We start from the raw sequence: 21,842 nt of genomic DNA, 5'->3' as shown, positions 1-21,842 counted from the left end.
GGCTTGAATACGCACAAGCCAGCGCGAAGGCTGGCTTGTGGGGGCTTCCTACGAGAGGGGCAGTTTACTCAGCTTCGGCAGGGGCCTGGGCTGGTTTGACTGCGTCTTCGTACGAGACCGATTTGTCGGTCACAGTCGCTTTCTGCAAGACAGTATCTACAACTTGCTCTTCCAGCACAACCGAACGCACTTCGTTCAGTTGCTGGTCGTTCTTGTAGTACCAGCTGATGACCTGCTCTGGCTCTTGGTAAGCCGAAGCCATTTCTTCGATCATCTCGCGAACCTTGCCTTCGTCAGGCTTGAGGTCGAATTGCTTGACCACTTCAGCAACGATCAGACCCAGGACAACGCGACGCTTGGCCTGTTCTTCGAACAGTTCGGCCGGCAGTTGGTCAGGCTTGATGTTGCCACCGAACTGCTGAACAGCTTGTACGCGCAGACGGTTGACTTCGTTTTCCAGCAGCGCTTTTGGCACTTCGATCGGGTTGGCGGCCAGCAGACCGTCCATGACCTGGTTTTTCACCTTGGTCTTGATCGCTTGGCGCAGCTCGCGCTCCATGTTCTTGCGAACTTCGTTGCGGAAGCCTTCCAGGGTCGACTCTTTGATGCCGAACTGAGCGAAGAACTCTTCGTTCAACTCTGGCAGCTGAGGCGCGGAAACGCTGTTGACAGTGATGGTGAACTCGGCGGCTTTACCCGCCAGGTCGAGGTTCTGGTAGTCCTCTGGGAAGGTCACGTTGACAACGCGCTCTTCGCCAGCCTTGGCACCAACCAGGCCATCTTCGAAGCCTGGGATCATGCGGCCGGAACCCAGCACCAGCTGGGTGCCCTTGGCCGAACCGCCGGCGAATACTTCACCGTCGACCTTGCCAACGAAATCGATGTTGACCTGGTCATCGTTTTGCGCAGCGCGCTCAACGGTTTCAAAACGGGTGTTCTGCTTGCGCAGGACTTCCAGCATGTTGTCCAGGTCAGCGTCAGCCACTTCGGCGCTCAGGCGCTCGACGTTGATCGACTCGAAACCTGCAACGGTGAACTCTGGGAATACTTCGAAGATGGCAACGAATTCCAGGTCCTTGCCTTTTTCGAAGGACTTAGGCTCAACAGCTGGGGCGCCAGCCGGGTTCAGCTTCTGCTCGACGACGGCTTCGTAGAAGGACGACTGGACCAGGTCACCGAACGCTTCCTGGCGGGCAGCGTCTTCGTAACGCTGACGGATGACGCTCATTGGCACCTTGCCAGGACGGAAGCCTGGAACCTTGGCGCGACGGGCAGTCTGTTGCAGACGCTTGTTGACTTCGGTCTCGACGCGCTCGGCCGGAACGGCGATGGTCATGCGGCGCTCGAGAGCGGAAGTGTTTTCAACCGAAACTTGCATGGATATTCCTCGTTGCACAGACGTTAGCCGGCGATAGCCCGACTCCAGAATCAAGGGCAAGCATTCTAGTGACTCACGCACCAGAAGTCACCCCACTCGGGACGACGGGAAACCACGCCGATCGATTTCATTCAAGGACCTGCGCGCTCAGCCGCCAGGCCCTATCCGTTAAGGGCTGCACGCCACCGCTTGGGGCACGCAGCTGAAAAACCTTGTCAAACAACTACCCGGCCAAGCGACCATCACCCCTGCTCGGGATCGATCTCGTTGAACGCGCAGTACTCTTGCCACTCCATCCCCAGCGCCTCGGCCACCTCGCGATGGACCTCCAGACGCATGGCCTGCAGCTGTTCTGGGCTCTCGGCGATCAGTTGCAGGGTCAACTCCCAGGGCTCTATGCCCTGCTCCTGCGCTGCATCTTCGAACGCCCATTCAATCTGCTGGGCCTGCTCGCGCGGATCCAACTCGCGGATCTCCTCGAGCATCTGCGGATTGGCTTGGGCGAAACGCTCTAGCGCCAAGGCTTGGCGGGCTTCTTTTGCAATCATTGGGGCAATCCCTCTACCGGTTTGTCGACCGGAGTTTCAACCGACTGAAATCTATCAGCTTTTATTACGCCGCCACCAGAGCCAGCTGCGTGATCGGCGCTAATCCTGCGCGCCCACGCACTCCAGCGAGCGCCCGCGCCACTGACGCCAGGCTTGCTCATGAGGCCAATAAGAGCAAGCGCACCCATTGCTGTGGACTCAGATTACCCGCCAAGGTCTGCACCTGCAGCGTGGGCGCCGCAGGAACACGCACTGCACTGTAGAGCACTGGATAGTCGCGAGTGTGGATGAGCTCAACGCGCTGCCCATGCCCGGCTGCGAGGGCTTGCAGGCTGTCGCGCGGCGATTGGCATCCCGCGCTGAGCAAGGTGGCCATTAGCAGTAACAATCCGGGCAGTGCGGCGCAGCGGCGAATCATTCAGCCTCGCAGAAAGCCTCGATACAGGCAGAAAAAAGGCAGCACCACTGGCTGCCTCTTTTTTGTGCTCGAACGATCAAGCACTTGGATGGTGCGGACGAAGAGACTCGAACTCTTACAGCTTGCGCCGCTGGAACCTAAATCCAGTGTGTCTACCAATTTCACCACGTCCGCGTGAAGCAGATAAAACAAAAGGCGCCTGATTATACAATCAAGGCGCCTTCGAAAAATATGGGGTGGACGATGGGAATCGAACCCACGACAACCGGAATCACAATCCGGCGCTCTACCAACTGAGCTACGCCCACCATATTGCGGTGTTGCAGTGTTGCGCTGAAGCCTAGAGAAACATGGTGCGGACGAAGAGACTCGAACTCTTACAGCTTGCGCCGCTGGAACCTAAATCCAGTGTGTCTACCAATTTCACCACGTCCGCGTGTAACACTTAAAACAAAGGCGCCAGATCCAACAATCAAGGCGCCTTTGCAGAATATGGGGTGGACGATGGGAATCGAACCCACGACAACCGGAATCACAATCCGGCGCTCTACCAACTGAGCTACGCCCACCATATCGCGCTACAACTTCACTTGCGTGCCTATGCCGCCTAATGGCGCACCCGGCAGGACTCGAACCTGCGACCATCCGCTTAGAAGGCGGATGCTCTATCCAGCTGAGCTACGGGCGCATAAGCATGCCGCCTGACCGAATGAGGCTTATCAGTCAAGCTGTTAAACCACTCATTCTGCCCGACTTAGCCAACCAGTGCTAGGCTGTGCCCGACAAGTGCGCCGAATGTTATAGACGAGCTGCAAAAGCGTCAACCTCTTTCTCTAAAAAATTTAAATTATTGAAGGGGTTAGGGGATTTGCCCGACCACCCGCCTTTGCCCTCGCGCCGTGTCGTGCGAGAATGCGCGCTTCTATATGTTCCTTTCTCGATGGTTAATCACGCGTCTATGACTGCACACCTTATCGATGGCAAGGCGATCGCCGCCAGCCTGCGCCAGCAGATCGCTCAACGTGTCGTGGAGCGTCGCCAGCAAGGCCTGCGTACGCCAGGCCTGGCGGTGATCCTGGTCGGCACCGATCCCGCTTCCCAAGTCTATGTATCGCACAAGCGCAAGGACTGCGAGGAGGTCGGTTTCATTTCCCAAGCCTTCGACCTGCCTAGCGATACCACGCAGCAAGCCCTGACCGAGCTGATCGATCGCCTCAATGACGATGCAGCGGTCGACGGCATCCTGCTGCAACTGCCGCTGCCGGCACACCTGGACGCCTCGCTGCTGCTCGAGCGCATCCGCCCGGACAAAGACGTCGATGGCTTCCATCCTTATAACGTCGGTCGTCTGGCCCAACGCATCCCGCTGCTGCGCCCGTGCACGCCGAAAGGCATCATGACCTTGCTGGAAAGCACCGGGCAGGATCTGTATGGGATGAACGCGGTCGTAGTGGGCGCTTCAAACATCGTTGGCCGGCCAATGGCCATGGAGCTGCTGCTGGCCGGCTGCACCGTGACCGTCACCCACCGCTTCACCAAGGACCTGGCCGGCCACGTCGGCCGCGCCGACCTGGTGGTGGTGGCTGCTGGCAAACCAGGCCTGGTCAAGGGTGAGTGGATCAAGCAAGGTGCGATCGTCATCGACGTCGGCATCAACCGCCAGGAAGACGGCAAGCTGGTCGGCGACGTGGTCTATGAGACTGCCCTGCCCCGCGCAGGCTGGATCACCCCGGTACCGGGCGGCGTCGGCCCGATGACCCGGGCCTGCTTGCTGGAGAACACACTGTTTGCCGCCGAAGAGCTGCATAAGTGAGTTGAACAGAGAACGGCACCTTTAGCAGGTGCCGTTTTTTTATGCTCTGGATTTCACGCAGCCCTCACCGGCCTCATCGCGGGGCAAGCCCGCCCCCACGCTCTGCGCCTTGGCACGTACAGCAGCACCCTCAAGTCACTTACGCGCCGCCTCCCACGACTTGAGCAATTCGCTGTAGCTCACCGTCTCGCCCTTGGGCTTCTCGTTCTCAAGCTTAGGCTTGGGTGCACCCGGCTGGTCGAACCAGTATTGGGCATCTTTCTCCGGATTGAGCTTGGGTGCACAGGTCGCCTGCGCCTTGGAGCGCTCAAGCCGTTCAAGCATGCGGTCCTGATCGCGGGCCAACCCATCGAGCGCCTGTTGCGGAGTCTTCTCGCCACTGGCCACTTCAGCAATATGGCTCCACCACAACTGGGCCAAGCGCGGATAATCCGGCACGTTGGTCCCGGTCGGCGTCCACTGCACCCGAGCCGGGCTGCGGTAAAACTCCACCAAACCGCCAAGCTTGGGCGCAAGCTCGGTCATGGCCTGGGAGTTGATGTCCGACTCACGAATTGGCGTCAGGCCGACGATGGTCTTTTTCAACGACACGGTCTTGGAGGTCACGAACTGCGCATACAGCCAGGCCGCCAAACGCTGCTTCTCGGGAGTGGATTTGAAGAACGTCCAGGAGCCCGTGTCCTGGTAACCGAGCTTCATCCCTTCCTCCCAGTACGGGCCCTTCGGCGAAGGCGCCATGCGCCACTTCGGCGTACCGTCGGCATTGACTACTGGCAGGCCGGGCTTGGTCATGTCAGCGGTAAACGCGGTGTACCAGAAGATCTGCTGGGCGATGTTGCCTTGCGCAGGCACCGGGCCTGCCTCAGAGAAGGTCATGCCCTGGGCCTCCTTGGGCGCGTAGGCACGCATCCAGTCGACATACTTCTGGGTCGCATAGACCGCTGCTGGGCCGTTGGTGTCACCCCCCCGGGTCACGCTGGAGCCGACCGGATGACAGTCCTCAACGCGTATCCCCCACTCGTCCACCGGCAGGCCATTGGGCAGGCCCTTGTCGCCGCCGCCGGCCATGGAGAACCAGGCGTCCGTGAAGCGCCAGCCCAACGATGGGTCCTTCTTGCCATAGTCCATGTGACCATACACGCGCTTGCCGTCGATCTGCTTGACGTCTTCAGTGAAGAACTTGGCGATGTCCTCATAGGCCGACCAGTTCACCGGCACGCCCAGTTCGTAGCCGTATTTCTCCTTGAACTTGGCCTTGAGGTCGGGGCGATCGAACCAGTCAGCGCGGAACCAGTACAAGTTGGCGAACTGCTGGTCAGGCAGTTGGTAGACCTTGCCGTCTGGCGCGGTGGTGAACGAGATACCGATGAAGTCTTGCAGATCCAAGGTCGGCGAGGTGTAGGCCTTGCCTTCGTTGGCCATCATGTCGGTAATCGATTCGACCTTACCGTAGCGAAAATGCGTACCGATCAAGTCGGAGTCGTTGACCCAGCCGTCATAAATGTTCTTGTCCGACTGCATCTGGGTCTGCAGCTTTTCCACCACATCACCTTCTTGCAGCAGATCGTGGGTCAGCGCAATCCCGGTGATCTCACTGAAGGCCTTGGCCAGTACCTTGGACTCGTACTCGTGGGTGGTGATGGTTTCCGACACCACGTTGATCTTCATCCCACGGAACGACTCTGCGGCTTTGATGAACCACTTGAGTTCGTCCATCTGCTGCTGCGGGGTCAGGGTCGAGGGCTTGAATTCGCTGTCGATCCACTTCTTCGCCGCGTCCTCGTACTGATCGGCCCAGGCGTTGCCCTGCAGCCCTAGCACAAGTACCGCGGCCAGGGTCAAATGTCGCCGGTTGTTGTCGTTATCGAACATTGTGATCTCCCGATTGAGTTATTCCACGGCGCCAGTCATCCCCAGCGCAGCACTAGCACCAGCCAAGCCAGCGACAACAGCGAGGCCACCCACAACGGCCAGTCGCTGACCCCGACCAGCAACAGGTGCAGGTAGGCACTGGCCAGCAAACCGATGAACAGCCGGTCACCACGGGTGGTGGCGATCGGCAGAAAACCACGCCGCTCGATGCACGGCCGGCGCAGCTCAAGCACGGTCATGCCCAACAGCAACAGGCCGACTGCGATGAAAAACAGCGCAGTGGGCAAGGTCCAGGCCATCCACTCCATCGCGTCGCCCTCCTACACCCGGCCCAAGGCAAAGCCCTTGGCCACATGATTACGGACAAACCAGATCACCAGCATGCCTGGCAGGATCGTCAGCACCCCGGCGGCGGCCAGCACCCCCCAGTCGATGCCCGAGGCCGACACGGTGCGGGTCATCACCGAGGCGATCGGTTTGGCGTTGACCGAGGTCAAGGTGCGCGCCAGGAGCAGCTCGACCCAGGAAAACATGAAACAGAAAAACGCCGTCACACCGATCCCTGAGCCGATCAGCGGGATGAAAATCTTCACAAAAAAACGCGGGAAGCTATAACCGTCGATGTAGGCAGTTTCGTCGATTTCCTTGGGCACGCCGGACATGAAGCCTTCCAGGATCCACACCGCCAGCGGCACGTTGAACAGGCAGTGCGCCAGCGCTACGGCGATATGGGTGTCGAACAGGCCGATCGAGGAATACAGCTGGAAGAACGGCAGCAAGAACACCGCCGGCGGTGCCATGCGGTTGGTCAACAGCCAGAAGAACAGATGCCGGTCGCCGAGAAAGCGGTAACGCGAGAAGGCATACGCAGCCGGCAGCGCCACCGCCAGCGAGATCAGGGTATTCAGGCACACGTAGTACAGCGAGTTGAGGTAGCCGGTGTACCAGCTGGGGTCAGTGAAGATCACCTTGTAGTTATCCAAAGTGAATGCCTCTGGCCACAAGGTCAGGCCGCCGAGGATCTCGCTGTTGGGCTTGAACGACATGTTCAGCAGCCAATAGATCGGCACCAGCAGGAAGAAGAAGTACAGCAGCAGTGGTACTGTCTTGCGCACGGTCATCGGCCTAGTCCTTGTCGGCATGGGTCATGGCCGTGTAGAACAGCCACGACACCAGCAGGATGATCAGGAAATACACCAGCGAAAACGCCGCTGCCGGGCCTAGGTCGAACTGCCCCACGGCCATGCGCGTCAGGGTCTGACTGAGGAAGGTGGTGGCATTACCGGGGCCGCCACCAGTGAGCACGAAAGGCTCGGTGTAGATCATGAAGCTGTCCATGAAACGCAGCATTACCGCGATCAGCAGCACATTCTTCAGCTTCGGCAATTGGATATGCCGAAACACCGCCCAGGCCGAGGCGCGGTCGATGCGCGCGGCCTGGTAATACACATCGGGGATCGCGCGCAGGCCCGAGTAGCACAGCAGCGCGACCAGTGAAGTCCAGTGCCAGACATCCATTACCAGCACCGTGACCCAGGCATCGAAGGGGTTACCGGCATAGTTGTAGTTGACCCCCAGCTGCGCCAGGGTAGCCCCGAGCAGGCCGATATCGGCACGGCCGAAGATCTGCCAGATGGTGCCCACCACGTTCCATGGAATCAGCAGCGGGATGGCCATCACGATCAGGCACACCGAGGCCATGCGGCCTTTGGTCGGCATGGTCAGGGCGATGGCGATGCCCAGCGGGATCTCGATCAGCAGCACGCAACCGGAATAGATGAACTGACGCCACAGCGCGTCGTGCAGGGCCGGGTCTCGCAGCACCTGGCGATACCAGTCGGCGCCGACGAAGTAGCGATTGGACTGATCGAAGATGTCCTGCAGCGAATAGTTGACCACGGTCATCATCGGGATCACCGCGCTGAACGCGACCAGCAGGAACACCGGCAGCACCAGCCACCAGGCCTTGTTGTTCGGCACCTTGTTCATGGCGCCAGCTCCAGCAGCAGATCATCGACATAGAGCATCAACCACTGGCTCGGCAAGCTCACCCAGGCGCGCCCCTGTGGCACCGGCCGATCTTCTGCCATACGCGCCTTGAGCGGGGTGCCGGCCAAATCGAGCGTGACAATGCGGTAGGTGCCCAAATCCTCGACATCCACCACACGCGCCTCGAAGGTATCGTCCAGCGGCCGCTCCCAAACCTGCACGAACTCCGGCCTGATCCCCACCTGCAGGCGTCCGCCCGGCTGCGCCGCCAGCCGCTCGCGCAAGCCTGCTGGCAGCGTTAGGTGGACGTCGCCAAAACCCACGCCATCGGCCTGCGCGCGCACCTCGATCAGGTTCATCCCAGGGCTACCGATGAAGTAGCCGACAAAGGTGTGACGCGGGCGCTCGAACAGCTCACGCGGGGTGCCGAACTGGACGATACGTCCGCCATGCATCACCGCAATCTTGTCGGCGAAGGTCGAGGCTTCCAGCTGATCATGGGTGACGTAGATCATGGTGATGTTGAACTGCTCATGGATCTGCTTGAGCTTGCGCCGCAGCTTCCACTTCAGGTGCGGGTCGATCACCGTCAACGGCTCGTCGAAGAGGATCGCCGAGACGTCATCACGCACCAGGCCACGCCCCATGGAAACTTTCTGCTTCTCGTCGGCGCTGAGGTTGCGCGCTTTCTTTTTCAGCACGTCAGTCAGGTCGAGCACCTCGGCGATCTCCGCCACCCGCGCGCGCACCCGAGTTTCGTCCAGGCCCTGGTTGCGCAGGGGAAAGGCCAGGTTGTCGAACACGCTCATGGTGTCGTAGACAACCGGGAACTGAAACACCTGGGCGATGTTGCGCTGCTGCGGCGACAGTTCATTGACCGGCTTGCCGTCGAACAGCACCTCGCCCTGGGATGGGCTGAGCAAACCGGAAATGATGTTGAGCAAGGTCGACTTGCCGCAGCCCGACGGCCCCAGCAAGGCATAGGCCCCACCCTGCTCCCAGACATGCTCCAGCTCATGCAAGGCATAGTCGGCCGATGAGCGTGGCTGACGGCTGTAGCTGTGAGCCAACTGGCGCAAACGAATCTCGGCCATCAGGCGCTCCTCGCTTCGCGCAGGCCAGGCGCCTGCACCAGTGCTCCGGTGCTGTCGAAGACGAACAGCTTGTGGGTCGGGACAAACACGCGAATGGCCGTGTCGACCTGATACTCGTGCACACCGGGCAGGTGCAGAATCATCCGCCAGTGCTCGTTGCGCACATGCAGGAAGGTTTCCGAGCCACTGATTTCGGCCAACTCCACCAACACCGGCAACTCCAGGTCATCGTCATGCGCCGGCACTAGCGTGATATGGCTGGGACGCACGCCGAAGCGGTACTGGCCATCGCCCAGCCTGCGCAGGTCGGCGTTGCGGGCAAAGTGCACCGCGCCGGCCAGGCTGACTTCGTTACCGGCGATCTGCCCGGGCACCAGATTGATCGGCGGCTCGGAAAACAGCTCGGCGGCCAGTTCATTACACGGGTGGTGGTAGACCTCGGCACTGGCTGCACTCTGGATAATCCTCCCTCGATCAACGAGGGTCGTGGTACCGCCCAAGGCCAACGCTTCGTTCGGCTCGGTGGTGGCGTACACGGCAATGCAATTGCGTGCGGCAAACAGCTCGCGCAACTCTTGGCGCAGCCCTTCGCGCAACTTGTAGTCGAGGTTGACCAACGGCTCGTCGAACAGGATCAGCGAGGCGTCCTTGACCAGCGCGCGAGCCATCGCCGTGCGCTGCTGCTGGCCGCCGGAAAGCTCCAACGGCAAGCGCTGCAGATAGGCTTCGATGCGCAGCATCTGCGCAGTTTCCTGCACGCGCCGACGAATTTCATCCTCCGCCAGACGTGCCTGGCGCAAGGGCGAGGCGATATTCTCGAAGACCGTCAGGGTCGGGTAATTGATGAACTGCTGATACACCATCGACACGTTGCGCTGACGCACCGGCACGCCGGTCACGTCTTGGCCATTGATCAGCACCCGGCCACGATCGGGCCGATCGAGCCCGGCCATCAGGCGCATCAGGCTGGTCTTGCCGGCCAGGGTGCGACCCAGCAGCACGTTGAACGAGCCGGGTTCGAAACGCAGGCTGGCATCGACAATCCAGGGTTGGTTATCGACGCTGCGGCTGACCTGCTCGAGCACCAGGGACATGGCGTGGCCTTTTGTCGTTGTTGTGCGCAGACCAGAGCCAGATCCGTGCCAGGCCAGGGGCAAGCGCTCTATCACCGAGCCGTGGGGCATCAGCGCTGGTTGCCAGCACAACGCGACTGAACACAAATGAACAGTTTCGCTGCACAGCTGAACAGGCTCGGCATTGACAATGAACAGAGCTGAACAACACTGAACTGCGGTCGGCATAAAACAACAACCACACAGGACAGGCCCATGGCCGCATCCGCATCGACCCATGCCCAACTGATCCAGGCCTCCTGGGCGCGTTGCCGCGAGCATGGCCTGGCGCCCCACGGCGCGCCGGATTTCGACTGCCTACCCCCCGCGCAACTCAGCGCCCTGCTCGAACGCCAGCAAGCCCTGCTGCACGTGACCCGAGATGAGGTCATGCCGCAATACAGCCACCTGTTGGGCAACTCCAGCTATCTGGTCATGCTCGCCGATGCCGCTGGCTGCCTGCTGCAGACCTGGGGTAGGCAGCGTTTTGTCGAGCCGCGCCAGCAACATGGTTTCTGCCCCGGAGCCTGCTGGCGCGAGCAAGGCGTGGGGACCAATGCCCTGGGCACCGCGCTGATCTGCGGTGAAGCCATTCATGTCAGCCAGGACGAGCACTTCCTGCGCCAGAATCGCTACATGGCCAGCGCCGCTGCGCCGTTGTTCGATGCCGAGCGGGGCCTGATTGGCGTGCTCGATGTGGCCAGCGATGGTTATCTGCCCGCCGCTCAAACCCTGGGCCTGGTGCGCATGATGAGCCAGAGCCTGGAGAACCGGCTGATCCTCGCCCGGCATGCCGATCAATTGCATCAGCTGCTGTTCAACAGTGGTCCGGACAACCTCGACAGCTCATGGGCCGGCCTGCTGCTGTTCGACGAGCACGGTCGGATACTGGCCGCCAACCACCGGGCCGATAGCCTGCTGGGACGGGTGCCGCTGCAGCACAATCTGGAACAACTCTTTCAGATCCCACTACGCCAGATACTGGCGCAAGCCGAAGGTCAGCCGTTTGCCCTGCAAGCGACCGGGCGCAACCGCTTGCATTGCCAATGGCACGCCCCACGCAAGCCGCGCACTCGGCAGCGCAGCGGCCACTGCGACCCGCGCGTGGACAAGGCCCTGGCCCAGGCTGGGCTACTGCTGGAAAAGGACATCCCGGTGCTGGTTCAGGGCGAAACGGGCGTCGGCAAAGAAGTCTTCGTGCAAGCCCTGCACCGCGCCAGCAGCCGTGCCCAGCAACCACTGGTGGCGGTCAACTGTGCAGCGATCCCGGCCGAGCTGGTGGAGTCGGAACTGTTCGGTTATGACAAAGGCGCCTTTACCGGTGCCCACCACAAAGGCAACCCTGGGCTGATCCGCAAGGCCCACCTGGGCATCCTGTTTCTCGATGAGATCGGCGACATGCCACTGGCCACCCAAGCTCGTCTTCTGCGGGTGCTGCAATCGCGCAGCATTCAACCGCTGGGCAGCGCTGAGCCGGTAGCGGTGGACATCCGCGTGGTCTCGGCGAGCAACCGTGACTTGGCCGCGCAAGTGCGCGACGGCTCATTTCGCCAGGACCTTTACTACCGCATCGCCGGGCTGAGCCTGACCCTGCCGGCGCTACGCGAGCGCAGCGACCGCCGCCAGTTGATCGAACAACTGCACGCCCGCTATTGCGAGGCTGGGCAACCCCAGCAGCTGACGGCCCCAGTGCTGGAGGTTTTGCTCAATCACCCCTGGCCTGGCAACCTGCGGCAACTGAGCAGCGTGCTGCAAGTGGCACTGGCACTCGCCGGTACCGCTGCGATCAGCATTGAGCACCTACCACAAGGCTTTGCTGAACCACAGCCTGGTATCTCAGAACCTTGCGCGCTGCCAGGCAGTGCGCCGGCAACCGGCAGCCTGGTTGAACTGCTGCGCTCGGCTAACGGCAACCTCTCATCGCTGGCCCGCAGCCTGGGTATCAGCCGCACCACCTTGTACAAACGCTTGCGTGAGCAAGGTGTCGAGCCCGCCCACTCAAGCCTTGTCCGGCACAGGTAGCAACCGGATACACAACCCCGGCACTGGCGTTTGCTTAGCCTCTCTGCTCCACACACCAGGAGCAGCTCATGTCTCACGCACTGCCTCATCACCTTGCCTTGATCCATCAACGAATGCCGAGTTGGCTGCAACAGAGCACCCTTGCGCAGCGCAGCACGCTGAAAAGCCGTCTGCAGCTCAGTCATAAGGCAACCCGCAAGCTGGAGCAGGCCATGGCCTCGATCCAATCGGTCGAGACTTTCTGCCGGCCACTGCTGCACGACGCTCTTAAGTCCTGGTATCCCGGCCAAACGCTGCCCCAGGTTGACCAAGCAGTACTCAGCGATCGCACCCCGGACCACCACCGATCGATGTCCTGGTTGGAGGCCGCTTTGCAAAACCTGAAGCCGGACACGCCAATTTGGCTTTATCCTTCAGCCGATGGCGAGCGGATGGCGCTGGATACGAGCAGGTTCGTCAAGGGCATCCGCAACCTTGACCTGGGCCAGCGCTATCTGAACCACCTGCGTGATCATGTCGACAACGACATTTTTCGCAGCCTGTTGCGCGCCCAGGACCACGCCGCTTTTGCCGCCGAGCTCAGCTGCGCACAGATGCAGGGTCGGCTCGACAGCCGGGGGCAAGCGCTGGGCGAAGCTGCCCTGGCAGGAGCGGTCGAGATCCCTTCTGTACACGGCTCGGCGCGCCTGCAATGTGGCTACCTGAGCCTCTTGGGCGTACCTCTGAGCGGCCCGCTGCTGGTGCGCCGCGAGCCCCAAGGGCAAACCGAACCATGCCTACTTTATCTACCTGGCGATCAGCCAGGCGCAGTGCGCCAGTATCCCTCCTTGCAGGCTGCTGGAGCCGCGCTGACTCGAAGGCTATGGGAGCCCGACTTTCGCCAATTCTTCACGCGTTACGTCAGCCACGCGCAACGCCCCACTTTCATCGCCCGGCTGCGCCAGACGCTCTATCCGCGCTATCCCTACGCAACCCTTCATCCCACACCACCCGTACTGGAAAAAGGCCAGGCGTTCAGCTGGATCAAGCGTGCGTTTCCCGCCCCGCATGAGCTGTGGCAGGAAACCTTGGATAAGAATGCCCGCCTGAGCCTGACATTCACCCAGTGGCCCGGCAACTGCTTCACTGCCCGCGCCAGCAATCAGGTTCAGAGCACGCTTGACGATGCCGTCACCCTCGCCGTCCCGACCGCGCGATTGGACACCCAGGCGCAACGCGCGCGAATTATGGGCTGGTTCGGCGTCGGCCTGACTGTGCTGAACGTGGTCAGTTTGTTCGTTCCTGGTCTTGCTCAAGTCATGTTGGTGATAGGAGGCGCGCAGATCGTCAACGAGTTTCTCGAGGGGGTCCACGCACTCGAGGAAGGCGAAACGGATGCGGCTATCGAGCATCTCTTCGAGGTGTTCGATAGCCTGGTGCAATTCGCTGTGCTGGGGGCTGCACATGCGGCAATCGAACTGCCTGGGCCGCTGGAGCACTGGACAAGCATTGCCGGCAAATCCGGTGCACGCTTGTGGCACGGAGATCTCAAGCCTTTCAGCAAGCCAACCCCATGGCCCAGCGGCACCGCCAGCAACGGCGAAGGCCTGCGCCTATGGCAAGGCAAGCACTGGCTGAACCTTGATGGCAAGGCATTGCCCGTGGAGCAAAACCCCGAAGGTGGCTGGCAATTGGCGCCTGCCAAGGGCCATCAGTATCAGCCGCGCTTGCTTGGTAACGGCCAGATACCCTGGCAGCTCGAACACGAGCAACCTTTGGCCTGGGGTACTGCCAAGTCGCTCAGGCGCATCGCCAAGTGCGGGCCGGCAGTGAGCGATGAAACCCTGCTGCGTGCGCTGCGCTGCAGTGGCTACAGCGAAGCGGCGGTACGTCGAGTGATGGCCGATCAGCAAGCGGCGCCCGCGCTGCTGCTCGACAGCCTGCAAGCACTGGATGCCACTGGTGCAGCTGGGCCTGAGAGCAGTTGGGCGGACGCCAGCGCGTTGGCGCGCGACTTCCCATCGCTAAGCTCAAGGGTCCGCGCTGAGATCCTGGCCAAGGCAGATGCCAAAGACGTCATGCGGATGCAACAGAGCAGCCGACTGCCCCTGCCGATCGCCGAAACGGCCCGCGTGTATTTGCGTGAAGCGCGCATCGACCGCGCTTTGCAGCGCTTTTATCAAGAAAGCGGCCCAGCCCAGGACCGTGATGCGTTGATCTTCAGCGCATTTGAGCAACTGCCTGGTTGGACCAACGAGGTACGCCTCGAGCTACGCCAAGGCAGCCCACATGGCTCGCTGCTCCAGGCCTGCGGCGCCCAGGACCGGCCGGTCAAAACCCTGGTGCGCAGCGCGCAGGGCTACCAACCCTTTGATGAACGCAGCCAGGCTCTGGCCAGCAAGATGACTATCTACCAGGCGATTCTCAACGCACTGCCCGATACCGAGCGCGTTGCAATGAAACTTGAGATCCATCAGCCGCTGCGCCTGCGAGACGCGCTGTTCGAAAAGGCCTCGATAGATCGGCAGCGTACTGCCAATCAACTAGGGCTGGTGCCCATTCGCCCCTTGTACCGTCTGCCAACGCGTCTGCCACAAGACCGCCGTATCGGTTATCCACTCAGCGGCCGAGGCCAAGGCTGGACGACTGATGAGCAAGTGTTCGAGGCGCTGTTTCCCAGCCGCGAGCCGCAGGATCGTGATTGGTTACGCCAGCGCCTGCGCGAGGAAGCAGGCAACAGCCCAGGTGCGTTCGGCAGATTGCTGGAACGTCTACGCAGCGACCTGCAGCGGCTTAACCGCACGCTCGATACCTGGACCAACGATCCAGACGGCATCGCTGTAGGCGAATTCGAGCAAAGAAGGGCCGCACGTGCCGAGGCTGCGCAGCGAATACGCCAAGCCTGGCGCAGGCAAAGCCAGCCGGGTGATGCGGGGCTGATCCTGCAGGCCGAGCACCTGGGCCCGTTACCTAATCTGCCAACCCAGTTCGAACACGTGAGGATGCTCATGATCAACGGCTCACGCAGTGGCGAAGCGATGAACATGGAGGGCTTTGTGCAAGCCTTCCCGCGGGTTCAGCTACTGGACATTTCCTCCAACATGCTGCGCTGGTTGCCTGAGTCCATCGCCCAGATGCGCGAGTTGCAAGCATTGGATGTCGCGGAAAATTGCCTCCCGCTCGATGGCGAACAAAACCTCAATGTGCTGACTCGCCTGGCGCAGCTGCAGCGCCTGAACCTGACCGATGCCGCTGAAAATCTTTCGGTTGCAGCGCTGCAACGACTGGCGCAGTTGCAACACCTGCAAGCGGTGCAACTCGACGCTAACAAGCTGACCCTGCAAACCGAGCATTTCCAAGCCTTGCACGGCTGGCCTGCACTGACCGAACTCAGCCTCGGCTCCAACTCCATCACCTTGACCGCCGAAAGCCGCGCAGCACTCGCTCAACTCACTCGTCTGCGCTCGCTGCACTTGGGGGAAAACCCATTGCAGCTGGCCCCCGATGTCAGCGGCTGGCAACACCTGGAGTCGTTGGACCTGGGTCAGTGCGAACTCACCCAGTGGCCCCAGGGCCTGGCGGATCTGATGAACCAGCGGCCACTGGTGTTACGCTCACTGGACCTGAGCGACAACCGACTGGTCGATGCACCAGCGCTAAATGACAGTGCATTTGCCGAAGCGATCCGCAACCAAGAACAGGCAACCTTCTACGATTTCGACGGCAATCCATTCGCCGAACCCGCCCAACGCGCCCTGCGTGATGCTGGCTTGGCAGCGATTCCCGACATGGACGCGCTCGAGGCGCCCGCCCAAGCGTGGAATATCGAGCTTCCCGCCGACCTGCAAGCGCAACGTCAAGCCAACGCCGAGGACCCTATGTGGGCCCCGCTGTACCAGCTGTTCGAGCGCATGATAGATACGCCGGAATATGTCGCCAGCCCACCTCGGATGCGCGAACGGATCGTGCATATCCTGCGTGTGCTAAGCCTGCAACCGGTTGCCGGCGAAGACGGCGGTTGGGGATTGGCGCAATTGCAGCAACAGTTGGTCAACCAGATCGATGCCGCCGCCCAAGCGTGCGTTGATCAGGCCAGCCTGCTGTTCCAGCAGGTCGAGACAGAGGTATCGATTTGGCGCGCCGTCTCTACCGCCCAAGCCGGTGCTGGCGACGAGGCCGTGGCGGTATCCGTGGCCACCGCCATGGCGCGCCAGAGCCGCCTGGATGCGCAAGTCGCCGCCGTGTACGACGCCCGCGTCGCTCGGCGTAGTGCATTGGCAGCCGCACAAGACGATGCAGAGCGCCAGGCGGCTCCCGCCTTGCACCCTGATGACGATCTGAGCGACGCGCTGTTGAGCAACCCGCAAAGCCCGCTGGATGAAATCGAAATGGCGCTGGTTGCGCGGATCTACCTCGCTGACCGGCTGGGCTTGCCCGAGCAGCCCGGACAGATCGCCTTTGGCTATTTGGCCAACCTCAGCGAGGCGACGCTAGAACGCCTGGCAGTAGCGGTTGAGCGCGAGACAGATGCTCGTTACCTGGCGCACTGGGCCAGCGAGCAACGCTTCTGGCAGGCCTGGACCCGGCGCTTGCGTCCGGCCTCGTTCGAGGCGTTGGCGCGAGACTGGGAAGCGGCTTCGGAATACTTCAATGAACTCAGCGAGGCAACTTCCAGCCCCGGCCCCTACAGTGGTCCCGCTGTGCCCGAACGCTTTGTCGCTGCACTAGAGCGACAAACCCAGGCGGTGCCTGGCCTGATCTGGCGGATCGACGGCGTGTTGCAACGCATCGATCTGGTTTCCAATCGCTACCCTGGCGAGAGTGCCTTGTATGAGCAGGCAGGCAGATTGCTGCTAAGCACCCGTCGCCAAGCAGAACAAGCGCTTTATGCTCAGCTGGCTGAAGAATTGTTCCACATCAGCCAAGCCTGATCAGGGCGGCTTTGACAACGTGCAGCCGATTCGGCTGCACACCCCACCTTTTCAGCTGGACCTGCTGAACTCCAGCCGCGCTTCAGCCGGGATTTCATCACCCTTGAGCGGACAATGGACACACAGCCCACCTGTGGATGCGTGCCCTAATGCAAACAACAAATACCGTCCTCATGATTCGCCCGGCGCGGTTCGCCTTCAACCCCGATACCGCCAGCAACAACCGTTTCCAGCAGGCCCCGCTGGATCCAGAAAGCGCTAGCCGCAAAGCACTGGAAGAGTTCGATGGCTACGTCGACACCTTGCGCCAGCACGGGGTCGAGGTGCTGGTGGTGCAAGACACACCTGAGCCGCACACCCCAGACTCGATCTTTCCCAACAACTGGTGGAGCAGCCATGCCGACGGCAGCCTGGTGCTCTACCCCATGGAGGGCCACAACCGCCGCCTGGAGCGCGACAAGGGCGTTTTGCAGGTTATCCGCGAGCGTTTCAGCATCGGCCAGACCATCGATCTGAGCCCGCTGGAGCAGCAGAATCTGTTCCTCGAGGGCACTGGCAGCATGGTTTTGGACCGCGAACACCGGATCAGCTACGCCTGCCACTCCGACCGCACCCATGAGACCGCGCTGCGCCAATTCGCCGAACAGCTGGACTATCGCCTGTGCCTGTTCCATGCCGTTGATCGCCAGCAGGCGCCGATCTACCACAGCAACGTAATGATGAATGTAGGCCGCCAGCTCGCCGTCGCCTGTCTCGATGCCCTGCCCCACGCCCATGAACGCAAGGCCTTGGAACACTCGCTGCGCGATACCGGCAAAGACATCCTTGCGCTGGGTTTCGAGCAGTTGGAGAACTTCGCCGGCAACATGCTCGAAGTCCACGACAAACAAGGCCAACCACTGCTGGTGATGTCGCGCAGTGCCTGGCGCTCGCTAGACAGCCGCCAGCGCAGCCAGGTCGAGCGGCACAACCGGCCGGTGGTGGTGAACATCGACCATATCGAACGCATCGGCGGCGGCAGCGCCCGCTGCATGCTCGCCGAGGTGCACCTGCCCGTGCGCCATTGACCCTTGAAGGAGACCATCATGACCCGCTACATCGACGTGCAAGACCTCGCCCGCCTGGTCAATCGCAAGGGCCTGCCCAGCTGCCTTGGCGAAATGGCCGAGTACATCCGCCAGGACTATCTGCGCTGGCACGACTTCGAGAAATGCCCACGCCTGGCCAACCACTCGCCTGACGGGGTGATCGAGTTGATGCCGGTATCGGACGCCAACCTGTATGCCTTCAAATACGTCAACGGCCATCCGAAGAACACCCACAATGGCCTGCTCACGGTCATGGCCTTTGGCGCCCTGGGCGACGTCGACACCGGCGCACCGGTGCTGCTCAGCGAAATGACCCTGACCACTGCCATCCGTACTGCCGCCACATCAGCCCTGGCCGCCCGCTACCTGGCCCGCTCTGGCAGCCGCAGCATGGCGCTGATCGGCAATGGCTCGCAGAGCGAATTCCAAGCCATTGCCTTCCATACGATGCTGGGGATCGAGGAGATCCGTCTGTATGACATCGACCCCGACGCATCGGCCAAGCTGCTGGCCAACCTGGCCGGCTACCCTGGCTTGAAATTGACCCTTGCAGGCTCCGTGGCCGAGGCGGTACGCGGCGCCGACATCGTCACCACGGTGACTGCCGACAAGGCTTACGCGACCATTCTCACCCCGCAGATGATCGAACCGGGCATGCATCTGAATGCCGTGGGCGGCGACTGCCCCGGCAAGACCGAGTTACACCGGGAGATCGTCGAGCGAGCGCGGGTGATCGTCGAGTACGAGCCGCAGAGCCGCATCGAGGGTGAGATTCAGCAAATGCCGGCGGACTCGCCGACCACTGAATTCTGGCAGGTGGTCCAGGGGCTGGTCGCCGGGCGCGAGAGTGAGGTGCAGGTCACCCTGTTCGACTCGGTCGGCTTTGCCATCGAGGATTACTCGGCGCTGCGTTATGTGCTGGATCAGGCCAAGGCGTTGGAGATTGGCAGTGACATCGCGCTGGTGCCGACGCTTGAGAATCCGAAGGATCTGTATGCGCTGTTGCAGCCGAAGGTGGCCAGCGTCAAACGCATTGCCTGAACGGTTTTTGGGGCCTGCATTGCAGGCCCCAAAACGCCAAAACCCACGCTAAAACCGCTGTCGCACTTCTATAAACCGGTGTCGCAACAGCCGATTCTGCTGCCAACACGAACCTAACAACCGAATCGGTCAGCCCAGAACACACCAAACGACACAAAAAAACCCTCTAGCTCGCGCATCCTGAGCCCTGACCGATGAGTCACCCTTAACAACAGCAACCGACCGTTCTGAACTGCCCCTACTTCAAATAACAACACCCAGGGACCTTCATATGATCCGCATGCGAAAACGCCTCGGCGTCCTTCTGCTTTCCTTGTGCGCCAGCGCCACCCAAGCCAAGGAGTGGACTGAAATCCGCTTCGGCGTGTTCCCCGAATACCCCCCGTTCGAATCGGTCGCCGCAGACGGCAGCCTGCAAGGCTTCGACATCGAGCTGGGCAATGCCATCTGCGCCAAGCTACAAGTCAAATGCACCTGGGTGCACAACGAGTTCGACGGCATGATCCCGGCTCTGCGCGCACGCAAGTTCGACGCCATCATGTCGTCGATGGCCGTCACCCCGGCGCGGCTCAAGCAGATCGCTTTCACCGAGCGCCTGTTCCTCAGCCCCACCTCAGTCATCGTGCGCAACGGGGCTGACTTCGGCGAAACCGCAGAATCGCTCGAGGGCAAACAGGTCGGCGTGCTGCAAGGCTCGCTGCAAGAAGCCTATGCCCGCGCCAAGCTGGCGCCGCTGGGCGCCCAGGTCAAGGCTTACCAGTCCCAAGACCAGAACTACGCCGACCTGATCAACGGCCGCCTCGACGCCACCGTCACCGACAAGCTCGAAGCCCAGCTCAATTTCCTCTCCAAGCCCGAAGGGGCAGGCTTCAAGTCAGGCCCGGCGATCAAGGATCCGACCCTGCCGCTGGACATCGCCATGGGCCTGCGCAAGACCGATCCCGAGCTCAAGGCCCTGCTCGATAAAGGCATCGCCGCGATCCACGCCGATGGCACCTATGCCGCGATCCAGAAGAAGTACGTCGGCGAACTGGATATCTACAACGAATGACCTGGCCGGTAGCTCACCTCGCTGTCCACACCACTGTGTGGCAGCGGGCTTGCCGGCGAAGTGGCCTCCACGAGATCCCTACCCCATGAACGACTTGCTCACGAGCGGCCTGCAAGGCTTCGGCCCGTTGCTGGCCGAAGGCACCTGGATGACGGTCAAACTGGCCCTGCTGGCGCTGGTCCTGAGCCTGCTGCTGGGCCTGATCGGCGCCTGCGCCAAGCTCTCGCGCTCAGCCCTGCTGCGCATCCCCGCCACCCTCTACACCACCTTGATCCGCAGCGTACCGGACCTGGTGCTGATCCTGCTGCTGTTCTACAGCCTGCAGATCTGGCTCAACGACCTGACCGAAACGCTGGGCTGGGACTACGTTGAAATCGACCCGTTCAGCGCCGGCGTGCTGACCTTGGGCTTCATCTACGGCGCCTACTTCACCGAGAACTTTCGCGGCGCCATCCTCAGCGTGCCCGCAGGCCAACTGGAAGCGGCCACCGCCTATGGCCTGAGCCGGGCACAGCGATTTGCGCTGGTGCTGTTTCCGCAACTGATGCGCTTCGCCCTGCCGGGCCTGGGCAATAACTGGCTGGTGTTGCTCAAGTCCACCGCGCTGGTCTCGATCATCGGCCTGGCCGACCTGGTCAAAGCCGCGCAGAACGCCGGCAAGACCACCAACGACATGCTGTTCTTCCTGTGCATCGCAGGCTTGGTCTATCTGTTGATCACCACCCTCTCCAATCGCCTGCTCAACTACCTGCAGCGGCGCTACAACACCGGGATCAAGGAGCTGGCGCGATGATCGAACTGCTTCAGGAATACGGCCTGGCCTACCTTTATAGCGACGGCAGTGGCTTGTCCGGCCTGGCCATGACCCTCTGGTTGTTCGTGGTCAGCATGCTCCTGGGCTTGCTGCTCTCGTTGCCGCTGGCCCTGGCCCGGGTCTCACGCCGCGCCTGGCTGCGCCTGCCGGTGCAGTTGTACACCTTCGTGTTTCGCGGCACCCCCCTGTATATCCAGCTGCTGATTTGCTACACCGGCTTGTACAGCCTGGAGGTGGTGCGCGATTACGCCCTGCTCGACCAGTTCTTTCGCAACGCCTTGAACTGCACCCTGCTGGCCTTGGTGCTCAACACCTGCGCCTACACCTTGGAGATCTTCGCCGGGGCTATCCGCAACATCCCCCACGGCGAGATGGAAGCGGCCCAAGCCTATGGCCTGCGCGGCTGGAGGCTGAACCTGTTCCTGGTGCTGCCTGCAGCCTTGCGCCGTTCGCTACCGGCCTACAGCAACGAACTGATCCTGATGCTGCACGCCACTTCGCTGGCTTTCACCGCCACTGTCGCCGACCTCCTCAAGGTGGCCCGCGACGCCAATGCCGCGACATTCCTGACCTTCCAGGCCTTCGGCGTCGCGGCGATCTTGTACATGCTGTTGTCCTTTGCCCTGGTCGGCTTGTTCCGACTGGCCGAGCGCCGTTGGATGCGTTTTCTGAACCCTACCCGAGGCTGAACC

General features: G+C 61.5%; 17 protein-coding genes and 5 tRNA genes. 8 read left to right on the top strand and 14 right to left on the bottom strand.

Going from position 1 to position 21,842, the window contains the following annotated elements; genetic code table 11:
* Nucleotides 1-64 precede the first annotated feature (64 nt).
* The 8 genes from tig to OIU19_RS14020 all read right to left on the bottom strand — a co-directional run bounded on the left by tig (nt 65) and on the right by OIU19_RS14020 (nt 3,032).
* Nucleotides 65-1,378: a trigger factor gene (tig, locus tag OIU19_RS14055; protein WP_186555009.1), complete on the bottom strand. Its 1,314-nt coding sequence runs from the start codon at nt 1,376-1,378 to the stop codon at nt 65-67.
* 242 nt (nt 1,379-1,620) lie between these two features.
* Entirely contained in the window at nt 1,621-1,926 is a 306-nt protein-coding gene (locus tag OIU19_RS14050) for a DUF6388 family protein (RefSeq protein ID WP_264235493.1), read from the bottom strand.
* Between the two features lie 157 nt (nt 1,927-2,083).
* A complete protein-coding gene (locus OIU19_RS14045; RefSeq protein WP_264235492.1) occupies nt 2,084-2,344 on the bottom strand; it encodes a hypothetical protein in 261 nt (86 codons plus the stop codon).
* Nucleotides 2,345-2,433: 89 nt separating this feature from the next.
* A tRNA-Leu gene (locus OIU19_RS14040) sits at nt 2,434-2,518 on the bottom strand.
* Nucleotides 2,519-2,576: 58 nt separating this feature from the next.
* Nucleotides 2,577-2,652: transfer RNA gene (locus OIU19_RS14035), tRNA-His, on the bottom strand.
* Nucleotides 2,653-2,695: 43 nt separating this feature from the next.
* A tRNA-Leu gene (locus OIU19_RS14030) sits at nt 2,696-2,780 on the bottom strand.
* A gap of 57 nt (nt 2,781-2,837) precedes the next feature.
* Nucleotides 2,838-2,913 (bottom strand) — tRNA-His (locus OIU19_RS14025).
* Nucleotides 2,914-2,955: 42 nt separating this feature from the next.
* Nucleotides 2,956-3,032: transfer RNA gene (locus tag OIU19_RS14020), tRNA-Arg, on the bottom strand.
* A gap of 270 nt (nt 3,033-3,302) precedes the next feature.
* Here OIU19_RS14020 and folD point away from each other — a divergent pair.
* Nucleotides 3,303-4,157: a bifunctional methylenetetrahydrofolate dehydrogenase/methenyltetrahydrofolate cyclohydrolase FolD gene (gene folD / locus OIU19_RS14015; protein WP_186555012.1), complete on the top strand. Its 855-nt coding sequence runs from the start codon at nt 3,303-3,305 to the stop codon at nt 4,155-4,157.
* Between the two features lie 135 nt (nt 4,158-4,292).
* On the opposite strand, the gene OIU19_RS14010 is transcribed toward folD, so the two are convergent.
* From OIU19_RS14010 to OIU19_RS13985, 6 genes are read right to left on the bottom strand one after another with little or no spacing between them, the layout of a single operon-like run.
* A complete protein-coding gene (locus OIU19_RS14010; RefSeq protein WP_264235491.1) occupies nt 4,293-6,029 on the bottom strand; it encodes an ABC transporter substrate-binding protein in 1,737 nt (578 codons plus the stop codon).
* 35 nt (nt 6,030-6,064) lie between these two features.
* Nucleotides 6,065-6,337: a DUF2160 domain-containing protein gene (locus tag OIU19_RS14005; RefSeq protein WP_264235490.1), complete on the bottom strand. Its 273-nt coding sequence runs from the start codon at nt 6,335-6,337 to the stop codon at nt 6,065-6,067.
* A gap of 12 nt (nt 6,338-6,349) precedes the next feature.
* Complete coding sequence (locus OIU19_RS14000) at nt 6,350-7,150, bottom strand: carbohydrate ABC transporter permease (RefSeq protein WP_264235489.1); 801 nt, start codon at nt 7,148-7,150, stop codon at nt 6,350-6,352.
* Nucleotides 7,151-7,154: 4 nt separating this feature from the next.
* The gene (locus OIU19_RS13995) at nt 7,155-8,018 is read right to left on the bottom strand and encodes a carbohydrate ABC transporter permease (protein ID WP_264235488.1); all 864 of its coding nucleotides are present in this window, start codon (nt 8,016-8,018) and stop codon (nt 7,155-7,157) included.
* On the bottom strand, nt 8,015-9,112 hold the full coding sequence (locus OIU19_RS13990; RefSeq protein WP_264235486.1) for an ABC transporter ATP-binding protein: 1,098 nt from the start codon (nt 9,110-9,112) through the stop codon (nt 8,015-8,017). Before OIU19_RS13990 ends, OIU19_RS13995 begins: the two co-directional genes overlap by 4 nt.
* Nucleotides 9,112-10,206: an ABC transporter ATP-binding protein gene (locus OIU19_RS13985; protein ID WP_264235485.1), complete on the bottom strand. Its 1,095-nt coding sequence runs from the start codon at nt 10,204-10,206 to the stop codon at nt 9,112-9,114. Before OIU19_RS13985 ends, OIU19_RS13990 begins: the two co-directional genes overlap by 1 nt.
* Nucleotides 10,207-10,440: 234 nt before the next feature.
* On the opposite strand from OIU19_RS13985, the gene OIU19_RS13980 reads away from it, so the two are divergent.
* The 7 genes from OIU19_RS13980 to hisM all read left to right on the top strand — a co-directional run bounded on the left by OIU19_RS13980 (nt 10,441) and on the right by hisM (nt 21,839).
* Nucleotides 10,441-12,246: a sigma-54-dependent Fis family transcriptional regulator gene (locus OIU19_RS13980; RefSeq protein WP_264235483.1), complete on the top strand. Its 1,806-nt coding sequence runs from the start codon at nt 10,441-10,443 to the stop codon at nt 12,244-12,246.
* 68 nt (nt 12,247-12,314) lie between these two features.
* Complete coding sequence (locus OIU19_RS13975; protein WP_264235482.1) at nt 12,315-17,156, top strand: dermonecrotic toxin domain-containing protein; 4,842 nt, start codon at nt 12,315-12,317, stop codon at nt 17,154-17,156.
* 149 nt (nt 17,157-17,305) lie between these two features.
* On the top strand, nt 17,306-18,223 hold the full coding sequence (gene ctlX, locus OIU19_RS13970) for a citrulline utilization hydrolase CtlX (RefSeq protein ID WP_264235481.1): 918 nt from the start codon (nt 17,306-17,308) through the stop codon (nt 18,221-18,223).
* An 18-nt stretch (nt 18,224-18,241) separates the two neighbouring features.
* Nucleotides 18,242-19,285 carry an ornithine cyclodeaminase gene (locus OIU19_RS13965; protein ID WP_264235480.1) on the top strand — a complete coding sequence of 348 codons (1,044 nt, stop codon included), beginning with the start codon at nt 18,242-18,244 and terminating at the stop codon, nt 19,283-19,285.
* A 271-nt stretch (nt 19,286-19,556) separates the two neighbouring features.
* The gene (locus OIU19_RS13960; protein WP_264235479.1) at nt 19,557-20,336 is read left to right on the top strand and encodes an ABC transporter substrate-binding protein; all 780 of its coding nucleotides are present in this window, start codon (nt 19,557-19,559) and stop codon (nt 20,334-20,336) included.
* 85 nt (nt 20,337-20,421) lie between these two features.
* Nucleotides 20,422-21,129: an ABC transporter permease gene (locus tag OIU19_RS13955; RefSeq protein ID WP_264235478.1), complete on the top strand. Its 708-nt coding sequence runs from the start codon at nt 20,422-20,424 to the stop codon at nt 21,127-21,129.
* On the top strand, nt 21,126-21,839 hold the full coding sequence (gene hisM, locus OIU19_RS13950; RefSeq protein ID WP_264235477.1) for a histidine ABC transporter permease HisM: 714 nt from the start codon (nt 21,126-21,128) through the stop codon (nt 21,837-21,839). Before OIU19_RS13955 ends, hisM begins: the two co-directional genes overlap by 4 nt.
* The last annotated feature ends 3 nt before the right edge of the window (nt 21,840-21,842 follow it).

The organism is Pseudomonas sp. BT-42-2 (genome assembly GCF_025847435.2).
Lineage (GTDB): Bacteria > Pseudomonadota > Gammaproteobacteria > Pseudomonadales > Pseudomonadaceae > Aquipseudomonas > Aquipseudomonas urmiensis.
Note: the sequence above shows the minus strand (reverse complement) of the source record. Positions and strands in the feature narration are given on the sequence as shown.

Excerpts from the sequence above, each read along its gene's own strand:
- tig (WP_186555009.1), bottom strand. The coding sequence starts at position 1,378 with ATGCAAGTTTCGGTTGAAAACACTTCCGCTCTCGAGCGCCGCATGACC.
- OIU19_RS14050 (WP_264235493.1), bottom strand. The coding sequence starts at position 1,926 with ATGATTGCAAAAGAAGCCCGCCAAGCCTTGGCGCTAGAGCGTTTCGCC.
- OIU19_RS14045 (WP_264235492.1), bottom strand. The coding sequence starts at position 2,344 with ATGATTCGCCGCTGCGCCGCACTGCCCGGATTGTTACTGCTAATGGCC.
- folD (WP_186555012.1), top strand. The coding sequence starts at position 3,303 with ATGACTGCACACCTTATCGATGGCAAGGCGATCGCCGCCAGCCTGCGC.
- OIU19_RS14010 (WP_264235491.1), bottom strand. The coding sequence starts at position 6,029 with ATGTTCGATAACGACAACAACCGGCGACATTTGACCCTGGCCGCGGTA.
- OIU19_RS14005 (WP_264235490.1), bottom strand. The coding sequence starts at position 6,337 with ATGGAGTGGATGGCCTGGACCTTGCCCACTGCGCTGTTTTTCATCGCA.
- OIU19_RS14000 (WP_264235489.1), bottom strand. The coding sequence starts at position 7,150 with ATGACCGTGCGCAAGACAGTACCACTGCTGCTGTACTTCTTCTTCCTG.
- OIU19_RS13995 (WP_264235488.1), bottom strand. The coding sequence starts at position 8,018 with ATGAACAAGGTGCCGAACAACAAGGCCTGGTGGCTGGTGCTGCCGGTG.
- OIU19_RS13990 (WP_264235486.1), bottom strand. The coding sequence starts at position 9,112 with ATGGCCGAGATTCGTTTGCGCCAGTTGGCTCACAGCTACAGCCGTCAG.
- OIU19_RS13985 (WP_264235485.1), bottom strand. The coding sequence starts at position 10,206 with ATGTCCCTGGTGCTCGAGCAGGTCAGCCGCAGCGTCGATAACCAACCC.
- OIU19_RS13980 (WP_264235483.1), top strand. The coding sequence starts at position 10,441 with ATGGCCGCATCCGCATCGACCCATGCCCAACTGATCCAGGCCTCCTGG.
- OIU19_RS13975 (WP_264235482.1), top strand. The coding sequence starts at position 12,315 with ATGTCTCACGCACTGCCTCATCACCTTGCCTTGATCCATCAACGAATG.
- ctlX (WP_264235481.1), top strand. The coding sequence starts at position 17,306 with ATGCAAACAACAAATACCGTCCTCATGATTCGCCCGGCGCGGTTCGCC.
- OIU19_RS13965 (WP_264235480.1), top strand. The coding sequence starts at position 18,242 with ATGACCCGCTACATCGACGTGCAAGACCTCGCCCGCCTGGTCAATCGC.
- OIU19_RS13960 (WP_264235479.1), top strand. The coding sequence starts at position 19,557 with ATGATCCGCATGCGAAAACGCCTCGGCGTCCTTCTGCTTTCCTTGTGC.
- OIU19_RS13955 (WP_264235478.1), top strand. The coding sequence starts at position 20,422 with ATGAACGACTTGCTCACGAGCGGCCTGCAAGGCTTCGGCCCGTTGCTG.
- hisM (WP_264235477.1), top strand. The coding sequence starts at position 21,126 with ATGATCGAACTGCTTCAGGAATACGGCCTGGCCTACCTTTATAGCGAC.